Annotated in this window: 17 protein-coding genes and 1 riboswitch; of the genes, 8 read left to right on the forward strand and 9 right to left on the reverse strand. The window is 68.4% G+C overall.

Features of this window, described 5'->3' with window-relative positions:
• Positions 1-101: 101 nt before the first annotated feature.
• Positions 102-1,835 (reverse strand): type II secretion system ATPase GspE, encoded by a 1,734-nt coding sequence (gspE, locus tag ACFPPA_RS16915; RefSeq protein ID WP_377322039.1) that lies wholly within the window; start codon positions 1,833-1,835, stop codon positions 102-104.
• Positions 1,836-2,193: 358 nt separating this feature from the next.
• On the opposite strand from gspE, the gene ACFPPA_RS16920 reads away from it, so the two are divergent.
• Both ACFPPA_RS16920 and ACFPPA_RS16925 read left to right on the forward strand, forming a co-directional pair.
• Positions 2,194-4,953, forward strand: a complete 2,760-nt coding sequence (locus ACFPPA_RS16920; protein WP_377322041.1) for a Calx-beta domain-containing protein — start codon at positions 2,194-2,196, stop codon at positions 4,951-4,953.
• A 156-nt stretch (positions 4,954-5,109) separates the two neighbouring features.
• Entirely contained in the window at positions 5,110-5,919 is an 810-nt protein-coding gene (locus tag ACFPPA_RS16925) for a TatD family hydrolase (protein ID WP_377322043.1), read from the forward strand.
• Between the two features lie 34 nt (positions 5,920-5,953).
• On the opposite strand, the gene ACFPPA_RS16930 is transcribed toward ACFPPA_RS16925, so the two are convergent.
• The 4 genes from ACFPPA_RS16930 to ACFPPA_RS16945 all read right to left on the reverse strand — a co-directional run bounded on the left by ACFPPA_RS16930 (position 5,954) and on the right by ACFPPA_RS16945 (position 9,907).
• Positions 5,954-6,490, reverse strand: coding sequence for a pseudouridine synthase (locus ACFPPA_RS16930; RefSeq protein ID WP_377322045.1), 537 nt, complete (start codon positions 6,488-6,490; stop codon positions 5,954-5,956).
• A 29-nt stretch (positions 6,491-6,519) separates the two neighbouring features.
• The gene (locus tag ACFPPA_RS16935) at positions 6,520-7,506 is read right to left on the reverse strand and encodes a class I SAM-dependent methyltransferase (protein ID WP_377322046.1); all 987 of its coding nucleotides are present in this window, start codon (positions 7,504-7,506) and stop codon (positions 6,520-6,522) included.
• A gap of 296 nt (positions 7,507-7,802) precedes the next feature.
• Complete coding sequence (locus tag ACFPPA_RS16940) at positions 7,803-8,915, reverse strand: S-(hydroxymethyl)glutathione dehydrogenase/class III alcohol dehydrogenase (protein WP_377322048.1); 1,113 nt, start codon at positions 8,913-8,915, stop codon at positions 7,803-7,805.
• 71 nt (positions 8,916-8,986) lie between these two features.
• On the reverse strand, positions 8,987-9,907 hold the full coding sequence (locus ACFPPA_RS16945) for a LysR substrate-binding domain-containing protein (protein WP_377322050.1): 921 nt from the start codon (positions 9,905-9,907) through the stop codon (positions 8,987-8,989).
• A gap of 108 nt (positions 9,908-10,015) precedes the next feature.
• Between ACFPPA_RS16945 and ACFPPA_RS16950 the strand changes: the two genes are divergently transcribed.
• Positions 10,016-10,195, forward strand: coding sequence for a hypothetical protein (locus ACFPPA_RS16950; RefSeq protein WP_377322051.1), 180 nt, complete (start codon positions 10,016-10,018; stop codon positions 10,193-10,195).
• Positions 10,196-10,254: 59 nt separating this feature from the next.
• Positions 10,255-11,199, forward strand: coding sequence for an aldo/keto reductase (locus ACFPPA_RS16955; RefSeq protein ID WP_377322053.1), 945 nt, complete (start codon positions 10,255-10,257; stop codon positions 11,197-11,199).
• A 30-nt stretch (positions 11,200-11,229) separates the two neighbouring features.
• Here ACFPPA_RS16955 and ACFPPA_RS16960 read toward each other — a convergent pair whose 3' ends face one another.
• Complete coding sequence (locus ACFPPA_RS16960; protein ID WP_377322055.1) at positions 11,230-12,246, reverse strand: TraB/GumN family protein; 1,017 nt, start codon at positions 12,244-12,246, stop codon at positions 11,230-11,232.
• Positions 12,247-12,312: 66 nt separating this feature from the next.
• Entirely contained in the window at positions 12,313-14,049 is a 1,737-nt protein-coding gene (aceK, locus tag ACFPPA_RS16965; RefSeq protein WP_377322057.1) for a bifunctional isocitrate dehydrogenase kinase/phosphatase, read from the reverse strand.
• 82 nt (positions 14,050-14,131) lie between these two features.
• Positions 14,132-14,213: riboswitch (ZMP/ZTP riboswitch) on the forward strand.
• A 23-nt stretch (positions 14,214-14,236) separates the two neighbouring features.
• Here aceK and ACFPPA_RS16970 point away from each other — a divergent pair.
• Positions 14,237-14,869 carry a LysE family translocator gene (locus ACFPPA_RS16970; RefSeq protein ID WP_377322059.1) on the forward strand — a complete coding sequence of 211 codons (633 nt, stop codon included), beginning with the start codon at positions 14,237-14,239 and terminating at the stop codon, positions 14,867-14,869.
• Between the two features lie 31 nt (positions 14,870-14,900).
• On the opposite strand, the gene ACFPPA_RS16975 is transcribed toward ACFPPA_RS16970, so the two are convergent.
• Positions 14,901-15,821 (reverse strand): LysR substrate-binding domain-containing protein, encoded by a 921-nt coding sequence (locus ACFPPA_RS16975; protein ID WP_377322061.1) that lies wholly within the window; start codon positions 15,819-15,821, stop codon positions 14,901-14,903.
• 108 nt (positions 15,822-15,929) lie between these two features.
• Between ACFPPA_RS16975 and ACFPPA_RS16980 the strand changes: the two genes are divergently transcribed.
• Positions 15,930-16,136 carry a hypothetical protein gene (locus tag ACFPPA_RS16980; protein ID WP_377322062.1) on the forward strand — a complete coding sequence of 69 codons (207 nt, stop codon included), beginning with the start codon at positions 15,930-15,932 and terminating at the stop codon, positions 16,134-16,136.
• A 91-nt stretch (positions 16,137-16,227) separates the two neighbouring features.
• Here the strand turns inward: ACFPPA_RS16980 and icd are convergent, their stop codons facing one another.
• Positions 16,228-17,487 carry an NADP-dependent isocitrate dehydrogenase gene (gene icd / locus ACFPPA_RS16985; RefSeq protein WP_377322064.1) on the reverse strand — a complete coding sequence of 420 codons (1,260 nt, stop codon included), beginning with the start codon at positions 17,485-17,487 and terminating at the stop codon, positions 16,228-16,230.
• Between icd and ACFPPA_RS16990 the strand changes: the two genes are divergently transcribed.
• Both ACFPPA_RS16990 and ACFPPA_RS16995 read left to right on the forward strand, forming a co-directional pair.
• Positions 17,486-17,698 carry a hypothetical protein gene (locus ACFPPA_RS16990; protein WP_377322066.1) on the forward strand — a complete coding sequence of 71 codons (213 nt, stop codon included), beginning with the start codon at positions 17,486-17,488 and terminating at the stop codon, positions 17,696-17,698. The genes icd and ACFPPA_RS16990 overlap by 2 nt on opposite strands.
• Positions 17,695-21,087 (forward strand): DEAD/DEAH box helicase, encoded by a 3,393-nt coding sequence (locus ACFPPA_RS16995; RefSeq protein WP_377322067.1) that lies wholly within the window; start codon positions 17,695-17,697, stop codon positions 21,085-21,087. The genes ACFPPA_RS16990 and ACFPPA_RS16995 overlap by 4 nt, the downstream gene beginning before the upstream one ends.
• Positions 21,088-21,115: the final 28 nt, after the last annotated feature.

The raw sequence follows: 21,115 nt of genomic DNA on the forward strand, positions 1-21,115 counted from the left end.
CAGTTGGCGCGAATCCCGCGAGCACCCGCCCCTCACCCCTGCCCTCTCCCCGCAGGGGAGAGGGTATTCCCGCGCATCTCAGCCGTGAGGCGGCGTGCCGATCAGCCTTCCTGCGTAACACGCAGCACCTCCTCCAGCGTGGTCACGCCGGCCACGGCCTTGGCGATGCCGTCTTCGTACATCGTGCGCATGCCCTCGGCGCGGGCCTGCTTCTCGATTTCCCCGGCGTCCGCGCGCTGCATCACCAGTCGCCGCAGCGGGTCGCTCATGGTCAGGAATTCCAGGATCGCGCGGCGCCCCCGGTAGCCGGTGGGATTGGCCGCACTGCTGCCCGGCTTCCACAACCGGATCGGCCGCTCGTCGGTGTATTTCTCCAGCTCGAACTGCGCCACCACCTCGGGCAGCGCCTCGTACGGGATCGCGGTTTCCGGATCGAGCCGGCGCACCAGCCGCTGCGCCAGGATGCCGTTGATGGTGGAGCCGAGCAGGTAATCCTCCACGCCCATGTCGAGCAGCCGCGTGATGCCGCCGGCGGCGCTGTTGGTGTGCAGCGTGGACAGCACCAGGTGACCGGTCAGCGCGGACTGGATCGCGATGCGGCAGGTTTCCAGGTCGCGCATCTCGCCGATCATGATCACATCCGGATCCTGGCGCATGATCGAGCGCAGCGCGCCGGAGAAATCCAGCCCGATCTGCGGCTTCACCTGGATCTGGTTGATGCCCTCGAGCTGGTATTCGACCGGATCCTCGACCGTGATGATCTTCACGTCGGGGGTATTGATCTGCGACAGCGCGGTGTACAGCGTGGTGGTCTTGCCCGAGCCGGTCGGCCCGGTCACCAGCAGGATGCCGTGCGGCTTTTCCAGCACGTCGACGAAGCGCTGCTGGAAATTGTCGGTGAAGCCGAGCGACTCGAAGTCGAACACCACCGACTCGCGGTCCAGGATACGCATCACCACCGATTCGCCGAAGCTGGTCGGCACGCTGGACACGCGCAGGTCCAGCTCCTTGCCCTGCACGCGCAGCTGGATGCGGCCGTCCTGCGGCAACCGGCGCTCGGCGATGTTGAGCTTGGCCATGATCTTCACCCGCGAGATCACCGCCGCGGTGGAACTGGACGGCGGCGCTTCGACTTCATGCAGCACGCCGTCGATGCGATAGCGCACCTTCAGCCGGTTCTCGAACGGCTCGATGTGCACGTCGGAGGCGCGCTGTTCGACCGCGCGCTGCAGGATCAGGTTGACCAGCCGGATGACCGGGGCCTCGGAGGCGAGATCGCGCAGGTGCTCGACGTCGTCCTCTTCCGCCGCGCTGCCGTCCAGGTTCTCGACGATCGTGCCCATCGCCGAGCGACCACTGCCGTAATAACGTTCGATCAGACCGTCGATTTCCGAACGCAGACCCACGCGCAAGGCCACCGGGCGCCCCGCCGCCAGTTCCACCGCCTGCAAGGGATAGGGATCGGCGGGATCGGCCACGATCAGGGCAAGGCCGGCGACCTCGTCGAGCACGGGCACCACGTGCTGCTGCTTGAGAAAGCGCAGCGACAGTTCGAGGTCGGCCGGCGGCAGTTCCGGCGCATCGCGCGCGGACAGCAACGGCACCTGCAGCAGCTCGGCCCAGGCTTCGGCGAGGTCGCGCTCGGACACCAGGCCCAGCCGCGCCATCAGCGCGGTCAGGGTGCCTTCGCTGGACTCCTCGTGCAATCGACGGGCGCGCCCCAGGTCGCTGTCCTTCAGACGGCCGCGCGCCACCAGCCACGCACATACCTCCGCCTCGCGATCGTTGCCGTTCGCGTCCGACCCGCCAATCGCCGGCTCAATAGCTGCCGACATCCTCCACCCCGCTCGATACGTGCCAACGGCGTCATCGCGCCCCTTCCACGAGACGATGAGCGCCATAGTTATCACATCCGGCCGGCGACACGCGAATGTCCCCGGAGCTTGGCCCGCATGCCGTTCATGTTCCGCATGGCCCTCCATTGTGCCGGGTTGGCCGGCGATACAGGCGATACATCGCCTAGGAATATTTCCTGTATTGCGTACGTACGAGAGATTCACGCCGAAGTTCCGTTCAAAACTGCCGGCCTGTTCGCAAAGTCATGCGCCGGCGCCGGGTATCACTGACATGCAATTACGCTGTCATGCGCGATTGCTAGGTTCCGGCGTTGCATCCAACGAAGGGAGTCTCGTCATGCTTTGCACTCGTCGCGCCGTGGGGATGGCGCTGTGTCTCTTTGCGGCCTCGCTGCCCGCGCTGGCCTCCGATCTCACGATCAGCAATTTCCGCGTGCGCGGTCCGGCCGGCGGCAATGACGAATTCGTCGAATTGCACAACGGTTCGGGCGCACCCGTCGATGTGGGCGGCTATGCCCTGCTCGCCTCCAACGCATCGGGGACGACCGGCAGCCGCGCCACCCTGCCTTCGGGCACATCGATTGCGCCGGGTTGCTACCTGCTGCTGACCAACCGCGCCAGCAGCGGTTACTCGGGCGGTGTCGTCGGCGACGTGGGCTACAACACCGGCGTCACCGATACCGGCGGCCTGGCCATCGCCGACGGTTCCGGCAACGTGATCGACCAGGTCGGCCTGAGCAGCGGCTCGGCGTATGGCGAGGGCACGCGCCTGGCGTCACTCGGTTCCAGCAATACCGACCAGTCCTATGCACGCCGCAGCGACGCGGCGGGCAACGTGCAGGACAGCGGCGACAACGCGGCCGATTTCACCGTGCAGGCTCCATCGGTACCGCACAACAGCGCCAGCACCTGCTCCGACGTGGGCCTCAGCGTGTCGGTGGCGGACGCCGCGGTGCCCGAGGGCGACGGCGGCACCACCGCGCTCGGTTTCAGGCTCACCCTGAGCAAGCCGGCGCCGGCCGCCGGGGTGCAGGTGCGCTTCACCACCGCCGATGGTGCCGCCACCGTGGCCGACGGCGACTACGACGCGCTGGACCAGGTGGTGACGTTCGCCGCCGGTGACACCGCGCAGACGGTCACCGTCACCGTGCACGGCGACACCCGGGTCGAGCCGGACGAGGATTTCGCGGTGCATCTGAGCGAGCCGTCGAACGGCCTGAATATCGCCCGCGGCGATGCCATCGGCGCCATCCTCAACGACGATGCGGCGGAGGCGGAGATCTTCCAGATCCAGGGCGACGGCGCCGCTTCGCCATTCGTGGGCCAGCCGGTGATCACGCGCAACAACATCGTCACCAGTGTCGGCCCCGGCGGCTTCACCATGCAGACGCCGGACCGCCGCGACGACCACAACCGGCTGACCTCGAACGGCGTGTACGTGTTCACCGGCGCGGCCCCCCAGGTGACCGTGGGTGATGCGGTCGACGTGCGCGCCACGGTCGCCGAGTACTACGGTCTGACCGAACTGACCCATGCCCTGGTAAGCGTGGACAGCTCCGGCCACCGCTTGCCGCGCCCGGTGATCTTCGGCCGCGACGTGCCGTCCACGGATCCCGCCCACCTGTCCTGCGGCACGACCAATTTCGAGTGCTTCGAGGGCATGCGCATCCTGGTGCTCGACGGTATCGTCGACCGGGCCAACCAGCGCTACGGCAACGACCCGTTCGCCGAAGTGTTCGTCAGCGCCGACGGCACCCGCTCGCTGCGTTCGCAGGGCGTCCCGTTCGGCACCTTGCCGTCCGACATCCACTCCGGCGTGTGGGACGGGAACCCCGAGGTGTTCGAGATGGATGCGGACGCGCTGGGCGCCGTCCCCGCCGGCACCGGCATCGATGCGGGCGCGCGCTTCATTGCCGACGGCGTGATGAGCTACAGCTACGGCGACTACGACTTCCAGCCGACCAGGCTGCGCATCCTCGACGCCAATCCGATGCCGCGCCCGGTGCACGACTCACATGATCCGCACGCGCTGCGCTTGGGCAGCCTCAACATGCTGCGCCTGTGCGACACGGACGGCGGCAACAGCCAGTACGAGTGCGGCGACCACGGCACGCCCGGCGAAGCCGATTTGAAGCTCAAGCTGCAACGCCTGTCCGCCTACATCGGCGGCGTGCTGAAACTGCCCGACGTGCTGGCCGCCGAGGAAGTGGAAAGCCTGCCGGTACTGCAGCAGCTGGCCGACCAGCTGGCCGCGGACTACCACATCACCTACAGCGCCCACCTGGTCGACGGCCACGACCCCAGCGGCATCGACGTGGGTTTCCTGGTGCGCACCGACCGCGTGCGGGTGGACCAGGTGACCCAGCTCGGCGGCGATGCGACCTGGGTGGATCCGGGCACCGGCCAGTCCACCTACCTGCATGACCGCCCGCCGCTGTTGCTGGAGGCCACCATGCTGGATCGCCGCGGCTTCTCGTTCCGCCTGATGGCGGTGCACCCGAAGTCGCGCATCGGCGTGGACAGCGGCGCGGACGCGCCGCGCAACCGCGCGAAGCGTTTCGAGCAGGCCAGGGACATCGCACAGGACGTGCAGAAACTGCAGACCGACGCCAGGTCGACCTACGAACCGCTGGTCGTGCTGGGCGACTTCAATGCCTACCCGTTCACCGACGGCTGGGTCGACGTGGTCGGCGCCATCGCCGGCACCTACGACGACAGCGCCAACCAGCTCGACCTGGGCGGCAACATCGTGCGGCCGGCGCTGTGGAACGCGGTGCAATCGGTGCCGTCGAACGACCGCTACTCGTTCCTGTTCACCGAACAGCTGGGAGAAATCCAGGGCTACCAGCGCGCCGGCTCGTTCGACTCCGGTCGCGACGTGCCGGTGGCGCAGGTGCTGGACCAGGCCCTGCTCGACCGCCAAGCGCAGCGCTGCTTCCGGGGCTTCGAGTACGGCCGCGGCAACCTGGACGCACCCGACCAGACGCAGGACGATGCGGCCGCCGATCCCGGTATCCGCAAAGCCATCGGCGTGTCGGATCACGACGGCTTCGTGCTGGACCTGTCCTGCCCGGGTCACGCTCGCCACCGCCGCTGAGCGCGACCGAGCCGCATGCCATGAAGGAGGCCCGCCCGCGATGGCGGGCCTTTCTCCCTGCAACGCGACACCCGGTCATCGGGGACCGCGGCGATGCGCCGGCTGCCCGCCACGGCCGGCGTCTGCGAGAATGACGGGTCGGCATACGGAAGACCCATGCAGTTACTCGATATCGGCGCCAACCTGACCCACGAATCGTTCCAGCACGACCTCGACGCCGTGCTCCAGCGCGCGCTGGCGCACGGCGTCACGCGCATGCTCGTGACCGGCGCCTCGCGCGACGGCAGCCGTCATGCGGTGGCACTGGCCGAGGCCCACCCGGATCGGCTGTTCGCCACCGCCGGCGTGCACCCGCACCATGCGATCGACTACGACGACGCCACCGACGCCGAGCTGCGCGCGCTGGCGCAACATGCCGCCGTCCGCGCCGTCGGCGAGACCGGGCTGGACTACAACCGCAACTACTCACCACGCGAGGTGCAGCTGCAGGTGTTCGAGCGGCAGCTGCAGATCGCGGTGGACCTGGGCAAACCGGTCTTCCTGCACCAGCGCGACGCGCATGCCGACTTCATCGCCATGCTGCGGCGCTATCGCGAGCGGCTGCCGGCCGCCGTGGTGCACTGCTTCACCGATACCGGCGAGGCACTGCGCGACTACCTGGCGCTGGACTGCCACATCGGCATCACCGGCTGGATCTGCGACGAACGTCGCGGCACCCACCTGCGCACACTGGTGCGCGAGATACCCGCGAACCGGCTGATGATCGAGACCGATGCGCCCTACCTGCTGCCACGCACGGTGCGGCCGCACCCGCCGCACCGGCGCAACGAGCCGATGTACCTGAAGCACATCTGCGAGGAAATCGCCCGCGACCGCGGCGAACCGGCAGCGCTCACCGCGGCGAACAGCACGACCACGGCCGAGGCGTTCTTCGGCTTGCCGGCCCTCGCCGCGGGCACCCCCTAGGGCGGCGACCGGCACGTGCGCCGGTCGGCTGCCGTCATTCAGCGATCACCCGGATCTGGCCGGGCGCCAGCCCGTCCAGCGCATGTTCGCCGACGCGCACGCGGATCAGCCTCAAGGTGGGAAAGCCGACTGCCGCGGTCATGCGGCGGACCTGGCGATTGCGCCCCTCGCGCAAGCTGAGGCTGAGCCAGCTGGTGGGGATCGCCTTGCGAAAACGCACCGGCGGGTCGCGCGGCCACAACCAGTCCGGTTCGGCGGCGAGCACCGCCTCGGCCGGCAGGGTCGGGCCATCATTCAGCGACACGCCCCGCCGCAACGCCTGCAGTGCCGCCTCGTCGATCGCACCGTCGACCTGCACCAGGTAGGTCTTGGCCTGCTTGTGGCGCGGGTCGGTCAGCCGATGGGCCAGTGGGCCGTCGTCGGTCAGCAGCAGCAGGCCCTCGCTGTCCTGATCCAGCCGTCCGGCCGCATAGACGTCTTTTTGCCGGACGAACTCGGCCAGCGTGCGACGACCGCCCGCGTCGGTGAACTGGCACAGGACGCCGTATGGCTTGTTCAGTGCGATGAGCATGGTGCGAAGGGGGCGAGGGACATCAAGAGCTACTTGATGTCCTGCATCCCCGGCGGGCTCGACGCCGCCACGGCGGGCGCCTCCGGCTTGACGAAGCGCAGGGTCATGCGGTCGGATTCGCCGATCGCCAGATATTTCTCGCGATCCTTGTCACCGAGCGTCAGCGTTGGCGGCAGGGTCCATACGCCTTTCGGATAATCCCTGGTGTCCTTCGGATTGGCATTGATCTCGCTGCTTTCGTCCAGCGTGAAGCCGGCATCGGTGGCCAGCTTCACGACGTACGCGGTGGGCAGGTAGCCGCTCTGTTTCACCGCCGCCAGCGACGAGCCCTCGTCGGCGCGATGATCGACCACGCCCAGCACGCCACCGGGCCGCAACACGGCAAAGAACGCCTTGAACATCGCCGGCGCGGTACCGGCCCCATCCTTACTGGTGGCGACCCAGTTGTGCACGTTGCGGAAGGTCAGCACCAGGTCGGCCGAACCGGGCGGGCCGAACACCGGCGCCTGCGGATCGAATTCGACGATCCGTGCCTTGCCGTAGTGCTCCGCGTCGGCGGCAAACTTGCGATGCAGGGCGCTGTCGTCGCGGCGCGCCTCGCCATCACCCTTGGCCGCCTGCACCGCGGCAATGTAATGACCGTTGTCGCGCAGCAGCGGTGCCAGGATCTCGCTGTACCAGCCGCCACCGGGAGTGATATCGATCACCGTCTGATCCGGTTGTACGCCGAAGAACTGCAAGGTCGCCTTGGGGTGGCGATACACGTCACGCGCACGATTGGCCGGCGTGCGCCAGCTGCCTTCGATCACGCTGTCCAGTTGCCCGGCGGTGAAATCGCTGGCGCTGGTCGGCGGCACCAGCGTGTCGGCCGGCTGATCGGTCTCGACCGTCGCGGCAGGTGCCTGCCGTGCGGCCACGGCCGTGGGCAGCCCCAGCCAGCCGGCGAGCAGCAACAGCGCGGCCAGCGCTGCGCCAAGACGAGTGGTGTCGATCCCTGTTGTTGTCAGGTGCTTCATCGTTGACTCCCTGGCGTGTATGCCATCCAAGCGTTACGCAATATGACCGGGCCGGTGTGCAGGTCCGGTGGATGCTTCGGAACGGTCGCGGGCAGACCGGCCTGATGAAGCGCTCTTCCAGCGTCGGGCAAATCGTGGTCCAGCTGACCGCGCAGGCGACCGAGCGCCCTGGATGCGCCGGCGCCATGCCAAAGCGGTCGTGCGGGTGGCGCCGGCAGGACGCAGCCGGCAGCGTGCGCCCATTCTACAGAACTGCCGCAGGGCAATACGTCACCGGCTGCAACCCCGCGGCCTTCTCAGTAGTGGATCACCGACCGGATCACCTTGCCCGCGTGCATCAGCTCGAACGCCTCGTTGATCCGCTCCAGCGGCAACACCTCGGTGATCATCTCGTCGATCCTGATCTCGCCGGCCATGTAGCGATCCACATAACCGGGCAGTTGCGAGCGGCCCTTGACCCCGCCGAACGCCGAACCGCGCCAGACCCGCCCGGTGACCAGCTGGAACGGCCGCGTGCTGATTTCCTGGCCTGCGCCGGCCACGCCGATGATGATCGATTCGCCCCAGCCCTTGTGACAGCACTCCAGTGCCGCGCGCATCACGTGCACGTTGCCGATGCACTCGAACGAGTAATCCACGCCGCCGTCGGTGAGATCGACGATCACCTGCTGGATCGGGGTGTCCGGGTAGTCCTTCGGATTGATGAAATCGGTGGCGCCCAGCAGCCTGGCCATCTCGAACTTGGCCGGGTTGGTGTCGACCACCACGATGCGCCCAGCCTTCGCCATCACCGCACCCTGCACCACCGACAGGCCGATGCCGCCCATGCCGAACACCGCCACCGACGCACCCGGCTCGACCTTGGCGGTATTCAGCACCGCGCCGATGCCGGTGGTGATGCCGCAACCGAGCAGGCAGACCTTCTCCAGCGGCGCGGCCTTGTCGATCTTCGCCAGCGAGATCTCCGGCAGCACGGTGTACTCGCTGAACGTGCTGGTGCCCATGTAATGCAGGATCGGCTTGCCGCCGATCGAGAAGCGCGAGGTGCCATCCGGCATCAGGCCCCTGCCCTGGGTCACGCGGATCTTCTGGCACAGATTGGTCTTGCCGGACAGGCAGTATTCGCACTCGCCGCACTCGGGCGTGTACAGCGGAATCACGTGGTCGCCCACCTGCAGCGAGGTCACGCCCTCGCCCAGCTCCTCCACGATGCCGCCACCTTCATGGCCCAGGATCACCGGGAACATGCCCTCCGGATCGGCACCGGACAAGGTGAAGGCATCGGTGTGGCAGACCCCGGTCGCCACGATGCGCACCAGCACCTCGCCCGCTTTCGGCCCGGCCACGTCGACCTGTTCGATCGACAGCGGCTTGCCCGCTTCCCAGGCAACGGCGGCGCGTGACTTCATGGTTCAACTCCTGCTGGCGGGTCTGCAACGAACCGTGATGATGACGCGTGCGGCCACGATGCGAAACCACGCTATCCCACGGTCGTGTCTTCGGGCCGGAACGCCAGCATCTGCTGGCGGTAGTCGCCCGCCTCGTCCAGCAGCCATTCGCGAAACAGTTGCAGGCCGCGATGCTGCTGCGAGCGTGACGGATACACCAGCCAATAAGCCTCCTCCACGCGCAGGTAATGATTGCCCAGCACCTGCAGGCGCCCGGCGTCGATCATCGACTTTGAAGTCACCATCCGCCCCAGCGCCACTCCGAGACCTTCCAGCGCCGCATGGCGCAGCGCATCGAGGCTGCCGAACTGCGCAACGTAGCGCTTCGGTCGGCTGCCGCCGAAACCCTCGAACCAGTCGTTCCAGCGGGTCGACGGCGCCGGTTCGCCAAGCAAGGGCCAGCGCGCCAGGTCGGATGGATCGGCTCCACCCATCGCGGCGACCAACTCGGGCGCTGCCACCGGCGCGATCCACTCGCCGAACAGGCGCTCGCTGTGCAGGCCGGCCCATTCGCCGCGGCCATAGCGCAAGCCCGCGTCCACCGGCTCGCGCTCGAAATTGACCAGCGTCGAACCCGAGTGCAGGGTGAGTTCCAGCTCCGGGTGGGCCGCCACCAGGCGCGGCAGCCGCGGCACCAGCCAGCTCGACATGATCCCGGGACTGGCGCTGATCGTGAGTTCTTCATCGCGGCGCACCCGATACCGGCCCAGCGCCCGCTCGATGCCGTCGACGTGCTCGCCGACCGCTTCGAGCAGGCTGCAGCCTTCCACCGTCAGCTTCACGCCGCGGGGGCCACGGTCGAACAGCCGCCGCTCCAGCCGCTCTTCCAGCTGGCGCATCTGGTGACTGAGCGCACTGACCGTGAGGTTCGCCTGCGCCGCGGCGCGTGAAAGATTGCCCTCGCGGGCCACCAGCACGAACTGCTGCAACAGTCCCAGCGGCAACTTTCCCATCTTGAATATTCCTCAAGTCTGACTTGCGAATATATCGCTTTTTGGCGAGCTGGCGCCCGCGTACCTTGAGCGCACCCCAAACCACGTGCTTCCGAAGGAGGCGCTCCCATGACATCGCTCTGGAAGGATCTGCTGTTCCTGCATGGCCATCTCGTCCGCAAGGAAGACCTGACCTGGCGTCGCGATGCGGCACCCGAATCCGCCGCCCCCGAGGCCACCCCCCGATCATCGCCGCCGGCACCGTCAAAAGCACCGTCAAAAGAACAGGGCGCCGCCGCCTGCGCTTGATTCCGGCGCGGGTCGCAACCACCTCGGACGGGTAGCCGTTCACCACCCGGGGTATCGCCATGCAGACACGTCCACTCGGCAACTCGCCGCTTTCGATCGCCCCGCTCGCCTTCGGTGGCAACGTGTTCGGCTGGAGCGTCGACGAGAAACGCTCGTTCGAGCTGCTCGATGCGTTCGTCGACGCCGGCGGCAACCTGATCGATACCGCCGACGTCTATTCGGCCTGGGTGCCGGGCAATCGCGGCGGCGAGTCGGAAACCATCATCGGCAAGTGGCTCAGGCGCAGCGGCAAGCGCGAGCAGGTGGTGATCTCGACCAAGGTCGCCAAGTGGGTCGAGCAACCGGGCCTGTCGCCGACGAATATCCGCCAGGCGCTGGACGGTTCGCTGAAACGCCTGCAGGTGGACTGCATCGACCTGTACCAGGCACACGAGGACGACGCCAGCGTGCCGTTGGCGGAAACCCTCGGCGAGTTCGGGCGGCTGATCGAGGCGGGCAAGATCCGCGTCATCGGCGCGTCCAACTACAGCGCCGCCCGCCTGGCCGACGCGCTGGCCGTGTCGAAACAGCACGGCCTGCCGCGCTACGAGAGCGTGCAGCCCGAATACAACCTGGTCAGTCGAACGGGTTACGAGAAGGAGCTCGAGCCGCTGATCCGGCGCGAGAACCTGGGCGTGATCAGTTATTACGCGCTGGCCAGCGGCTTCCTCACCGGCAAGTACCGCAGCGAGGCCGACCTGGCCAGGAGCAGCGCCCGGGGCGGCGCGGTGAAGAAGTACCTGAACCCGCAGGGTCGGCAGGTCCTGGCCGCACTGGATTCGGTGGCGGCCGCGCACCGGGCCAGCCCGGCGCAGGTCGCGCTGGCCTGGCTGATGGCCCGTCCCGGCATCACCGCCCCGATCGCCAGCGCCACCAGCGTGGCCCAGCTGCACGAGCTGCTGGGTGCCACCTCGCTGCAACTCAGCCACAACGAGATAGCGCAGCTGGACCTGGCCAGCGACTGAGCGGGACGGGCGCGGATCCGCGAGCGGCGGTTACTCGGGCGCCTCGACCTGATAGCCCTCGGCCTGCAGCGCGGCCAGGTAGCCGTCCGTTTTCAGCAATTCGTCGATCGGCAGGATCGCCAGGGTCTGCGCGTTGCCCGCCAGGGCCGTCCGTGCGGCGGCCAGCCAGACCGCCTGCTGCTTCGCCGGCACATCGTCGAGACCGAGCGTATGCGCAAACCCGGCGTCGGCGAGCGCCGCCACGCAGGCATCCCGCCGCGCGCTGTCGGGCAGCGCGCGCAGCGCCGGCAGATCGCCGGTGGCCCAGGCATTGGCGCGCGCCTTCATCGCCGGCATGTCCTGTTCGATGCTGTCCAGCGTGCGGATGAAGCAGGTGACGTCACGCGGTGCCGAGCGCTTGAATGCCTTGATCGCCGCCCGTGGATTTTCGATGACCACCTGGTAGCTGGTCGGCACTTCCTTCACGCCATAGCGCTTGGCCAGGGCATCGATGCCGGCCTGGACGCCACCGGTCCGGCTCAGGCCATTGGCCTTGATCGCCTTGCGGTACAGCTCCTGCGCCGCGAAGATCGGCCGCCAGCGCTCGATGCCGCGATCGGCACCGATGTACTCCTGCTTGAGCACCTGCCAGCGCGCATACACCGGCGGCGGCAACAACTGCTGCAGGGTCGCGCCGTCATCGTTCTTGCGCGCGCTGTAGGCCGAGGGCAGCAGGAACAGCTTGCCGAAGAATCCCACGTCGGCCTTGAACTTCACCGACGGCGCCAGCAACACCTGCTGCGACTGGCCGATCACCTGCTCCAGCTCGTGCGAGCGCCATTGCATGCCGCGCGGCAACGGCGACAGCGTGCCGAGCACCCACAGCACGTGCTCGCCCTTGCTGACCTTCCACAGGCCCGGACCCGGCTGCACCCCGCTGACCACCACCGCGGGAAGATCGGCCACGACCGGCGCCGCCGCACCCGCCGATTGGGCGAACGCAGGCGACAGTCCGACCTCGGCGAACAGGAGAACGGCAAAAAAGCGGGCAACAGGCAGCAGGCGCATCCGGTGACTCCATCCTCGACAGCGGCCATTGTGGCAGGGCGTTGCTGACCCGCAGGTGGCCCGGACTCAGGCGCTCAGCCTGGCCTCGGCCGGATACGGCGCCACGTCGACATATTCCCCCGCGCGCAGGCGCGCCTGCATCGCGCACCACCACTGCGGATCGAAGATCTGCGGATGCGCCGCGCACAACGCCTCGCGCAGGCGCGGCGGCACGCCGAGGAAATTGACGAACAATTCGGGGAACACGTCCGCCGGCGCGGCGTACAACCACTCGCCCAGCGGTCGCGTCTCGTCCTCCTCGCGCATCGGCGGCACCGCACGGAAGCGGCATTCCTCGAGCAGGCACAGCTCGTCGTAGTCGTAGAACACCGCCCGGCCATTGCGCGAGATGCCGAAGTTCTTCAGCAGCAGGTCGCCCGGAAAGATGTTGCTGCCGGCCAGATCCTTGATCGCCTGGCCGTAGTCGCACATCGCGCGGCAGGCTTCGGCCTCGCCGACCTCGCGCACATACAGGTCCATCGGCCGCAGCCGGTGCTCGACGTAGCAATGCGCGATCACCAGCTCGTCGCCTTCCACGCTCACCGTGTCGGCACATTCGGTCAGCAATTCGTCGCGCAGCAGCGGATCGATCTGGCGCAGCGGAAAACGCAGCTGGCGGAACTCCTGGGTATCCACCAGCCGGCCCGCGCGATCATGGCGGAACACCAGCCGGTACTTCGCCTCCACCTCGCCGCGCGTGGTGTCCTTCGGCGCGGCGAAGCGGTCGCGGATCAGCTTGAACACCACCGGCAGGTCGCGCAGGGTGAACACCGCCATCACCATGCCGCGCTGGCCGTCGGCAGGCACCAGCCGCTCCTCCGCATGGATCGCCAGGTGGCCGAAGACGCGACGGTAGCGCTCGGTCTTGCCCTGCTTGGCGCGACCCAGCACGGTGTACAGCTCCTCCAGCGGCTTGTGCGGCAGCAGCGCGCGGACGAACGCCACCACCGCACCGACGTTGTCGATGTCGGCATGGAAGTAGCTGCGCGCGTAACCGAACAGGATCGAGATCTGCGCCCGCGCGGTGAGCAGCGCGTCCACCCGCACGCCGTCGTCGGCGTGCACCAGCGCGATCACCAGCGGATGCCGGCGATGACCGCCGCGCAGGCGGCCGACCAGGTAGGCCCGGCGCTCGCGATAGAACACCGCCTGCAGGATGTCGATCGCCTCGATCGCCAGCACGCCCATCCCCGGCAGTCGCGCCGTGAGCGTCGATGCCAGTCGCGCCGCACAGCCGGCGCGGTCGGCGTAGGCGAAGCCGGCATCGGCCAGCAGGCGGTCGCACAGCACCGTCAGGTCGCCGTCGGCCCGGTAGCACTGATGCGCGGCCGCGTCGCTGCCCTCGGTATAGGGCTCGCGATCCAGTACCACGAACTCCAGCTCCGGCGCCACCCCGCGCGTGTGGAAATGCCGTCGCGAGAGCGAGTTGAACCAGGTCTTGTACAACTCGCGATCGGCCAGCGCGGCGACCTGCTGTTCGTAGGCCTGGCGCAGCGCGATCCACAGCGCACGCGAGCGCAGCCGATCGTCCAGCAGCACATCCAGGCGCCCCTGGGTCTCGCGGATGCAGATGCCGTACAGATCGATCCGCGCCCGCGCATCCACCCCGGCCTGGCGCCAGTCACGCCGTTCGAAGCGCCGGCGCGCACGCCGGGTGATGTCGGCGAAACGCGCGTTGTAGTCGGCGAACGCATCGACCAGCAGCGCCGCGGCGGCAACGGCCTGCGGGTCCACGGACACAGTGGTGATGGCGCCGACCTCCATGCCGGCAAGTCTAGCGGGTACAAGGGCGCCGCGACGTCCTCACGCGGAACGTTTGCAGGTCCCGCCGCCGGTGGGATAATCGACCGGTTCGCGCTACTGGCGCTTCGGATGGTCACCATCGGGGATCGCGAACGCCGTACGAGCCGCGCGCCTGGGCATCTGCCACCCCCCTTCCCAGGATTGCCCCATGCCTGAATCCTCCAAACTGCTCGCCTTCAGCTTCATCTCGCTGGGTCTCGTGCTGACCCCCGGCCCGAACATGCTGTACCTGATCTCCCGGTCCATCTGCCAGGGGCGCGCGGCCGGCCTGATTTCGCTCGGTGGCGTGGCGCTGGCCTTCGTCCTGTACATGTTCAGCGCCGCGCTTGGCATCACGGCGCTGCTGTTCACCGTACCGCTGGCCTACGACGCGTTACGCCTGGGCGGTGCGCTCTACCTGCTCTATCTCGCCTGGCAGGCCGTCCGGCCCAACGGCCATTCGCCGTTCCAGCTGCGCCAGCTCGACCGCGACCGTCCGCACAAGCTGTTTGCGATGGGCTTCCTGACCAACCTGCTCAATCCCAAGGCAGCGATGCTCTATCTCTCGCTGCTGCCGCAATTCATCAGCCCGGGCCGCGGCAGCGTGCTGATGCAATCGGTGACGCTGGGCACCACCCAGATGGCGATCAGCCTCTCGGTCAATGCACTGATCGTGCTGCTGGCCGGCTCGATCGCCAGCTTCTTCGCCGACCGGCCTTCGTGGCTGCGGGTGCAGCGCTGGCTGATGGGCACCGTGCTTGCCGGATTGGCGCTGCGCATGGCCACGCAGGCCCGACGCTGACCACCGCGACCACCTGGCGACGCCCCCGCACTCAGCCGCCCCGACGACTCTGCCCGCGCGCTGACGCGCACTCCCGCTCGCGACTGTAACGGCGCGCCTCCTCCAGCAGCCAGCCACGGAACGCGAGCAGCGCGGGGTGCGCCTCGGTCCGCGGCGGGTACACCAGATAGTGGGCGAACTCGGCGCGCAGCCGGCGGGTGCTCAGCAACACCAGTTGCCCGCTGTCGACCAGCGGTCGCGCCATGGTCAACCGGCCGAGCGCGACGCCGATGCCCTCGATCGCGGCGCGATGCAGCGTCTCGGTGTCGTCGAAGTAGGCCACGTAGCGCGCGGGCGGCGTGCCGCCGAAGGTGCGGAACCACTTCGCCCACACATTCTCCGGATCGCGCAACAGCGGCCACTGCGACAGCTTCGCCAGCGTCGGGCGGCCGAGCCGGGCGATCAGTCCGGGGCTGGCGATCGGGGTCAGCCAGTCGTCGAACAGGTGTTCGGCGCGCAGCCCGGCCCACTCGCCCGGACCGAAGCGCATCGCCGCGTCGACCGGCTCGCGCTCGAAATCGACCAGCTGGGCACTCGACTGCAGGTTGAGCTGCAGCTGCGGGTACTGCGCCACGAATGTCGGCAACCTCGGCAGCAGCCAGCTGGAGGCCACCGAGGGCATCACGCTGAGGGTCAGCACGTCCGACTGCGGCGTGCTGAACTGCCGCAGCGCGCGATCGATCGCATCGAACTGCGGGCCCACCAGCTGGAGCAGGTGCGCGCCGTCCGGCGTCAGGTCGACACCGCGCGGCCCGCGCACGAACAGGCGCCGGTCGAGACGTTCCTCGAGACCGCGGATCTGGTGACTGAGCGCGCTGACACTGAGGTTGAGCTGCGCCGCCGCCTGCGTCAGATTGCCCGCATGGGCTGCCAGCACGAATCCCTGCAGGGCACTGAAAGGCAGTCGTCCCATATTGAATCCGCCTCAAGGCAGGCTTGCAAACATGTCGCTTTTTGGCAGCCTACGCCGGTCGTACCGTAGTCGTCACCCGGTAGCGGGATGAACACGAGGGCCACGACCATGCTGCTCTTCACCCTTCCATTCCTGATCATGTCATCGACGAAACCCACCCTGGCGGCCGGCACCGACGGCGTGCAACCCACGCCCCGCAGCCTCCGCCCGGCAATCACCGCCGAGATCGTGAACCCACCGCCCACGCCCCGCGTCGGCGGCCTCGACCACTACATCGACAGCCGGCTTGCCGGCGATCGGTTCCGTATCCACTGAAGCGTCCGCCGACAGCGCCGCGAAGCTTCCCGTGCGGCAAACGAAACGGCCCGCCAGGGCGGGCCGTTTCATCGGGAACCGGACCCGCCGGTTACATCGCCGCGATCAGCGCATCGCCGAACTCCGAGCACTTCACTTCCTTCGCGCCGTCCATCATGCGGGCGAAGTCGTAGGTCACCGTCTTCGCCGCGATCACCTTGTCCATCGCGCCGATGATCGCGTCGGCCGCCTCGTTCCAGCCCAGGTGGCGCAGCAGCAACTCGCCGGAGAGGATCACCGAGCCCGGGTTGACCTTGTCCATGCCGGCGTACTTCGGCGCGGTGCCATGGGTCGCCTCGAACACGGCGTGACCGGTGACGTAGTTGATGTTGCCGCCCGGCGCGATGCCGATGCCGCCCACTTCGGCGGCCAGCGCGTCGGAGATGTAGTCACCGTTCAAGTTCAGCGTGGCGACCACGTCGTATTCCTTCGCCCGGGTCATGATCTGCTGCAGGAATGCATCGGCGATCACGTCCTTGACCACGATCTCCTTGCCGGTCTTCGGGTTCTTGAAGGTCATCCACGGACCGCCGTCCAGATCGACCGCGCCGAATTCGTTCTGCGCCAGCCCATAGCCCCAGTCGCGGAACGCGCCCTCGGTGAACTTCATGATGTTGCCCTTGTGCACCAGGGTCACCGAACGGCGATCGTTGTCGATCGCGTACTTGAACGCGGCGCGCACCAGCCGCTCGGTGCCTTCCCGCGAGACCGGCTTGATGCCGATGCCCGAGGTTTCCGGGAAACGGATCTTCTTGAAGCGATCGGGGAAATGCTCCTGCAGCAACGCCATGAACTTCGTCGCCTCCGGCGTGCCTTCGGCGAATTCGATACCGGCGTAGATGTCCTCGCAGTTCTCGCGGAAGATCACCATGTCGACGTCCTCCGGCTTCTTCACCGGCGAGGGCACGCCCTTGAACCAGCGCACCGGGCGCAGGCAGGTGTACAGGTCGAGCTGCTGGCGCAGCGCCACGTTGAGCGAACGGATGCCGCCACCGACCGGCGTGGTCAGCGGGCCCTTGATCGAGACCAGGTAATCGCGGCAGGCCTGCACGGTTTCGTCGGGCAGCCAGCTGCCGGTCTCGTTGAATGCCTTCTCGCCCGCCAGGATCTCCATCCAGTGAATCTTTCGCTCGCCGCCATAGGCCTTGGCCACGGCAGCATCGAGCACGCGCACCGAGGCGCGCCAGATATCCGGACCGATGCCGTCGCCTTCGATGAACGGCACGATCGGGTTGGCCGGCACGTGGAGCTTGCCGTCGGTGATGGTGATCTTGCTGCCGTCGGCGGGCGGGGTGAGCTTGGATGCAGTCATGAAAGTCTCCAGCGAAAAGGTCGTGGCCATGGACATGGCGTTGAGCCAGGGAAAAGGCAAGCCAGCCATTTTCGCCGGAATCGCTCCGCTTGACCAATCGGGCACGGCGGCGGACATCCCGCCGGCAGCCGCAGACGCCGCCGCAGCCGTGCAGCGGCGGCATGCGAGAATGGGGATTGCCCTGCTTCTGCTCTTCCCCGACTGCCCATGATTCCTGAGCGCCTGCACCAGCTTCTGCAAGATGCGAGCTGGGCATCGAATTTCGACGAACGCAGCCTGCAACGGGCCACCGACTATGCGCGGCGGCAGCGGGTGACCTCGCTGCAATTTGTCGGGAGTGAGGATGACGATGCCTGCGTCCTGAATGGCATCGTCCGCGGCAGTGCGAAGCTGCCCTATCGCTGCCGCATCGGGCTGCGCGCGCAGGGTGAGGGCCTGCTCCTGAGCAGTGACTGCAGTTGCCCGGTGAGCGCGAAATGCAAGCATGCCGGCGCGATGCTGCTGATCGCCGCGAACCTGCCGCCGCCTTCCTGGCCCGGTGCCGGACTGGCACCGAAGCCCGCCGGCTCGTCGTCGCGTAGCGCACGGCAGTCCGCCGGCACGGTCCCCGGCCAGCCCGCGCCGCCGTGGACGCAATGGCTGCACCGACTCGACGCCCGGCCCGTCGGGGCGATACTCACGGCCCGCGATGATCGCCGGTTCGGGCTCCTGCTGCGCGGCAGCGAATCCGGTGAGCGGCTGCTGGCCAACCCGGCCTGGCTGCGCCCCGGCAAGACCAGTCGCGCCGCGCTGGTCGAGCCGCGGCGGCTGCAGCTGGACCGCCACGCCGGGCCGGTGCCGGCCCCGGCCGGCGGCTGGCCGGCGGAAGTCGGCAGCGCGCTGGCCGTGCTGCTGCACGATCAGACAGTCAGGCTCGCCGGCCAGCACTGGACGGCCATCCACGCCATCCATCAGGAACAGGCGCTGGAAACCGTGCTGGCGCGGTACCCGGTCTATTTCGAACGCGGCGCGGCGCCGCTGCAGCGCGGCTCGACCCTGCCCCTGCAGCTGCGCTGGGACAGCCTGCCCGACGGCAGCCAGCGACTGGTCGGCACGCTCGACGCGGACGAGCCGGCGCGGCTGCTGCGCGGCGCCGGCCTGTGGTACGTGCTGCCGACGCGGCAGATCTACGGTCGCGTCGATGGCGACCCGCGATGGCTCGACGGCATGGCCGACGCACCGCCGCTGCCGCCCGAGCAGGTCGACGCCGTGCGCCAGCAACTGCAGCAGCGCGAGCCCGACTGGCCGATCCCGCTGCCCGAGCCGCGCGGACCGGTACAGGTCATCCACGCCCGTCCGACCGCCGTGCTGCAGCTGCACGCGATCGAGCTGGCGATCGCCGCGCGTACCGGCCGGCGCATCGCCACCGCCCTGGGTTGCGGCCGGCTGTCCTACGACTACGCCGGCCACCTGCTGCCGCCCGCCGCCGATGACGCCCCGGCTGAGGTGGCCCGGGTCCTGCACCAGGGCCAGGTGCTGGAGATCGTGCGCGACCCGCTCGCCGAAAGCGCCGCCGGCGAACAGCTGGAGCGTCTGGGCATGGTCGAGGCCGGCATCTATGCCTGGGAACAGGGCATTCGCCGCCACACGCTGGACGACAACGACTTCCTGCTGCAGCCGCACGAACGCCAGCCACCGCTGCCGCCCGGCGAGTGGCGGCCGGTACTCGATCGACTGGTCGAGGCCGGCTTCCGGATCGACTACGCCGCCGACTTTCCGCGCGACGAACTGGTCGAGATCGACGACTGGCACGCCGAACTGCAGGTCAGCGGCAACCAGTGGTTCGAGGTCTCGCTGGGCGTGGATGTCGGCGGCGAACGGATCGACCTGCTGCCGGTGCTGCGCCGCCTGCTGGCCGACCCCGGCTTTCCGCGACAACCGCTGAAGGGCGAAAGCCGCAATGCCAGCTGGCGCGTGCTGCTGGATGGACAGCGCAGCACCGAGATACCGCTGAGCCGCCTGCGCACGCTGATCGAACCTCTGCTGGAATGGCTCGAGGGCGAAGGCGAGCTGCGCCTGCACCGCAGTCAGGCCCCGGTGCTCGCGGCGCTGGACGAACACCTGCACTGGCGCGGCGGCGAGCTGCTGCGCGCGCATCTGCGGGCCCTGCAGACAGCGCAACGCAGTGCCGATGCGCCACCGGGTTTCCTCGCCACGCTGCGGCCGTACCAGCGCGACGGCCTGGCCTGGCTGGATGCGCTCGGTGCGGCCGGCCTCGGCGGCATCCTCGCCGACGACATGGGCCTGGGCAAGACCGTGCAGGTGCTGGCACACATCCTGGGCGAGAAACAGCGCGGCCGGCTCGAACAGCCGGCGCTGGTGGTCGCGCCGACCAGCCTGGTCGGCAACTGGCAGAGCGAGGCCGCGCGCTTCGCCCCGGCGCTGCGGGTGCTGGTGATCCACGGCGCCGCGCGCGCCGACCGCTACGACGAGATCGCCGCGCACGACCTGGTCATCACCACCTACCCGCTGCTGCCGCGCGATCGCGAGCAACTGCTCGGGCAGCGCTTCGCGCTGCTGGTGCTGGACGAGGCGCAGGCGATCAAGAATGCCAACAGCCAGGCGGCCCGGGTGGTGCGCGAGATCCCCGCCACACGGCGACTGGCGATGACCGGCACGCCGCTGGAAAATCATCTGGGCGAACTGTGGGCGCAGTTCGACGCGGTGGAGCCCGGCCTGCTGGGCAGCCAGCGCGAATTCACCAAACTCTATCGCACGCCGATCGAGAAGCACGCCGACACCGATCGCCAGCAGCGCCTGAACCGCCGCATCGGCCCGCTGCTGCTGCGCCGGCGCAAGGACGACGTGCTCACCGACCTGCCCGCCAAGACCGAGATCGTGCGCACGCTGGAACTGGAGGGCGACCAGCGCGCGCTGTACGAAACATTGCGCCTGGCCCAGCACGAACGGGTGCAGCAGGCGGTCAGGGATCGCGGTCTGGCGCAGTCCGGCATCATCGTGCTGGACGCGTTGCTGAAACTGCGCCAGGCCTGCTGCGACCCGCGCCTGGTCAAGCTGGACAGTGCCCGGAAGATCACCGCCAGCGCGAAGCTCGACGCCCTGCTCGAGCTGCTCGACGGCCTGCTCGACGAAGGTCGCCGGGTCTTGCTGTTCTCGCAGTTCACCGAGATGCTGGGGCTGATCGAGGCGGCGCTGGAGCAGCGCGGGATCGCCTTCCAGACACTCACCGGGCAGACCCCGGCGCAGCAGCGCAGCGCGCTGGTCGCACGCTTCCAGGCCGGCAAGGTGCCAGTCTTCCTGATCAGCCTGAAAGCCGGCGGAGTCGGCCTCAACCTCACCGCTGCCGATACCGTGATCCATTACGACCCGTGGTGGAATCTGGCCGCCGAGGCGCAGGCCACCGACCGCGCCCATCGCATCGGCCAGGACAAGCCGGTGTTCGTCTATCGACTGATCTGCGCCGGCACGGTGGAGCAGAAGATCCAGGCGATGCAGTCACGCAAGGCCGAACTGGCGCGTGCCGTGCTGGAGGGCGGCGGGGCGACCACGCAGTTGCGCTTCGACGAGACCGACCTGGCCGAGCTGTTCGCGCCGCTGTGAGCGGCGACAGCCGGGGCGCGACCGCGTC

The sequence above is a fragment of the Rhodanobacter ginsengisoli genome, assembly GCF_042657065.1.
In the GTDB taxonomy this organism is placed as follows: domain Bacteria; phylum Pseudomonadota; class Gammaproteobacteria; order Xanthomonadales; family Rhodanobacteraceae; genus Rhodanobacter; species Rhodanobacter ginsengisoli.

Bases quoted from the DNA above. Each gene is read 5' to 3' on its own strand.
- aceK (WP_377322057.1), bottom strand. From the start codon at position 14,049: ATGGAGGTCGGCGCCATCACCACTGTGTCCGTGGACCCGCAGGCCGTT.
- ACFPPA_RS16975 (WP_377322061.1), bottom strand. From the start codon at position 15,821: ATGGGACGACTGCCTTTCAGTGCCCTGCAGGGATTCGTGCTGGCAGCC.
- icd (WP_377322064.1), bottom strand. From the start codon at position 17,487: ATGACTGCATCCAAGCTCACCCCGCCCGCCGACGGCAGCAAGATCACC.
- ACFPPA_RS16955 (WP_377322053.1), top strand. From the start codon at position 10,255: ATGCAGACACGTCCACTCGGCAACTCGCCGCTTTCGATCGCCCCGCTC.
- ACFPPA_RS16970 (WP_377322059.1), top strand. From the start codon at position 14,237: ATGCCTGAATCCTCCAAACTGCTCGCCTTCAGCTTCATCTCGCTGGGT.
- ACFPPA_RS16930 (WP_377322045.1), bottom strand. From the start codon at position 6,490: ATGCTCATCGCACTGAACAAGCCATACGGCGTCCTGTGCCAGTTCACC.
- ACFPPA_RS16980 (WP_377322062.1), top strand. From the start codon at position 15,930: ATGCTGCTCTTCACCCTTCCATTCCTGATCATGTCATCGACGAAACCC.
- ACFPPA_RS16990 (WP_377322066.1), top strand. From the start codon at position 17,486: ATGAAAGTCTCCAGCGAAAAGGTCGTGGCCATGGACATGGCGTTGAGC.
- ACFPPA_RS16945 (WP_377322050.1), bottom strand. From the start codon at position 9,907: ATGGGAAAGTTGCCGCTGGGACTGTTGCAGCAGTTCGTGCTGGTGGCC.
- ACFPPA_RS16950 (WP_377322051.1), top strand. From the start codon at position 10,016: ATGACATCGCTCTGGAAGGATCTGCTGTTCCTGCATGGCCATCTCGTC.
- ACFPPA_RS16925 (WP_377322043.1), top strand. From the start codon at position 5,110: ATGCAGTTACTCGATATCGGCGCCAACCTGACCCACGAATCGTTCCAG.
- ACFPPA_RS16995 (WP_377322067.1), top strand. From the start codon at position 17,695: ATGATTCCTGAGCGCCTGCACCAGCTTCTGCAAGATGCGAGCTGGGCA.
- ACFPPA_RS16940 (WP_377322048.1), bottom strand. From the start codon at position 8,915: ATGAAGTCACGCGCCGCCGTTGCCTGGGAAGCGGGCAAGCCGCTGTCG.
- ACFPPA_RS16935 (WP_377322046.1), bottom strand. From the start codon at position 7,506: ATGAAGCACCTGACAACAACAGGGATCGACACCACTCGTCTTGGCGCA.
- gspE (WP_377322039.1), bottom strand. From the start codon at position 1,835: ATGTCGGCAGCTATTGAGCCGGCGATTGGCGGGTCGGACGCGAACGGC.
- ACFPPA_RS16920 (WP_377322041.1), top strand. From the start codon at position 2,194: ATGCTTTGCACTCGTCGCGCCGTGGGGATGGCGCTGTGTCTCTTTGCG.
- ACFPPA_RS16960 (WP_377322055.1), bottom strand. From the start codon at position 12,246: ATGCGCCTGCTGCCTGTTGCCCGCTTTTTTGCCGTTCTCCTGTTCGCC.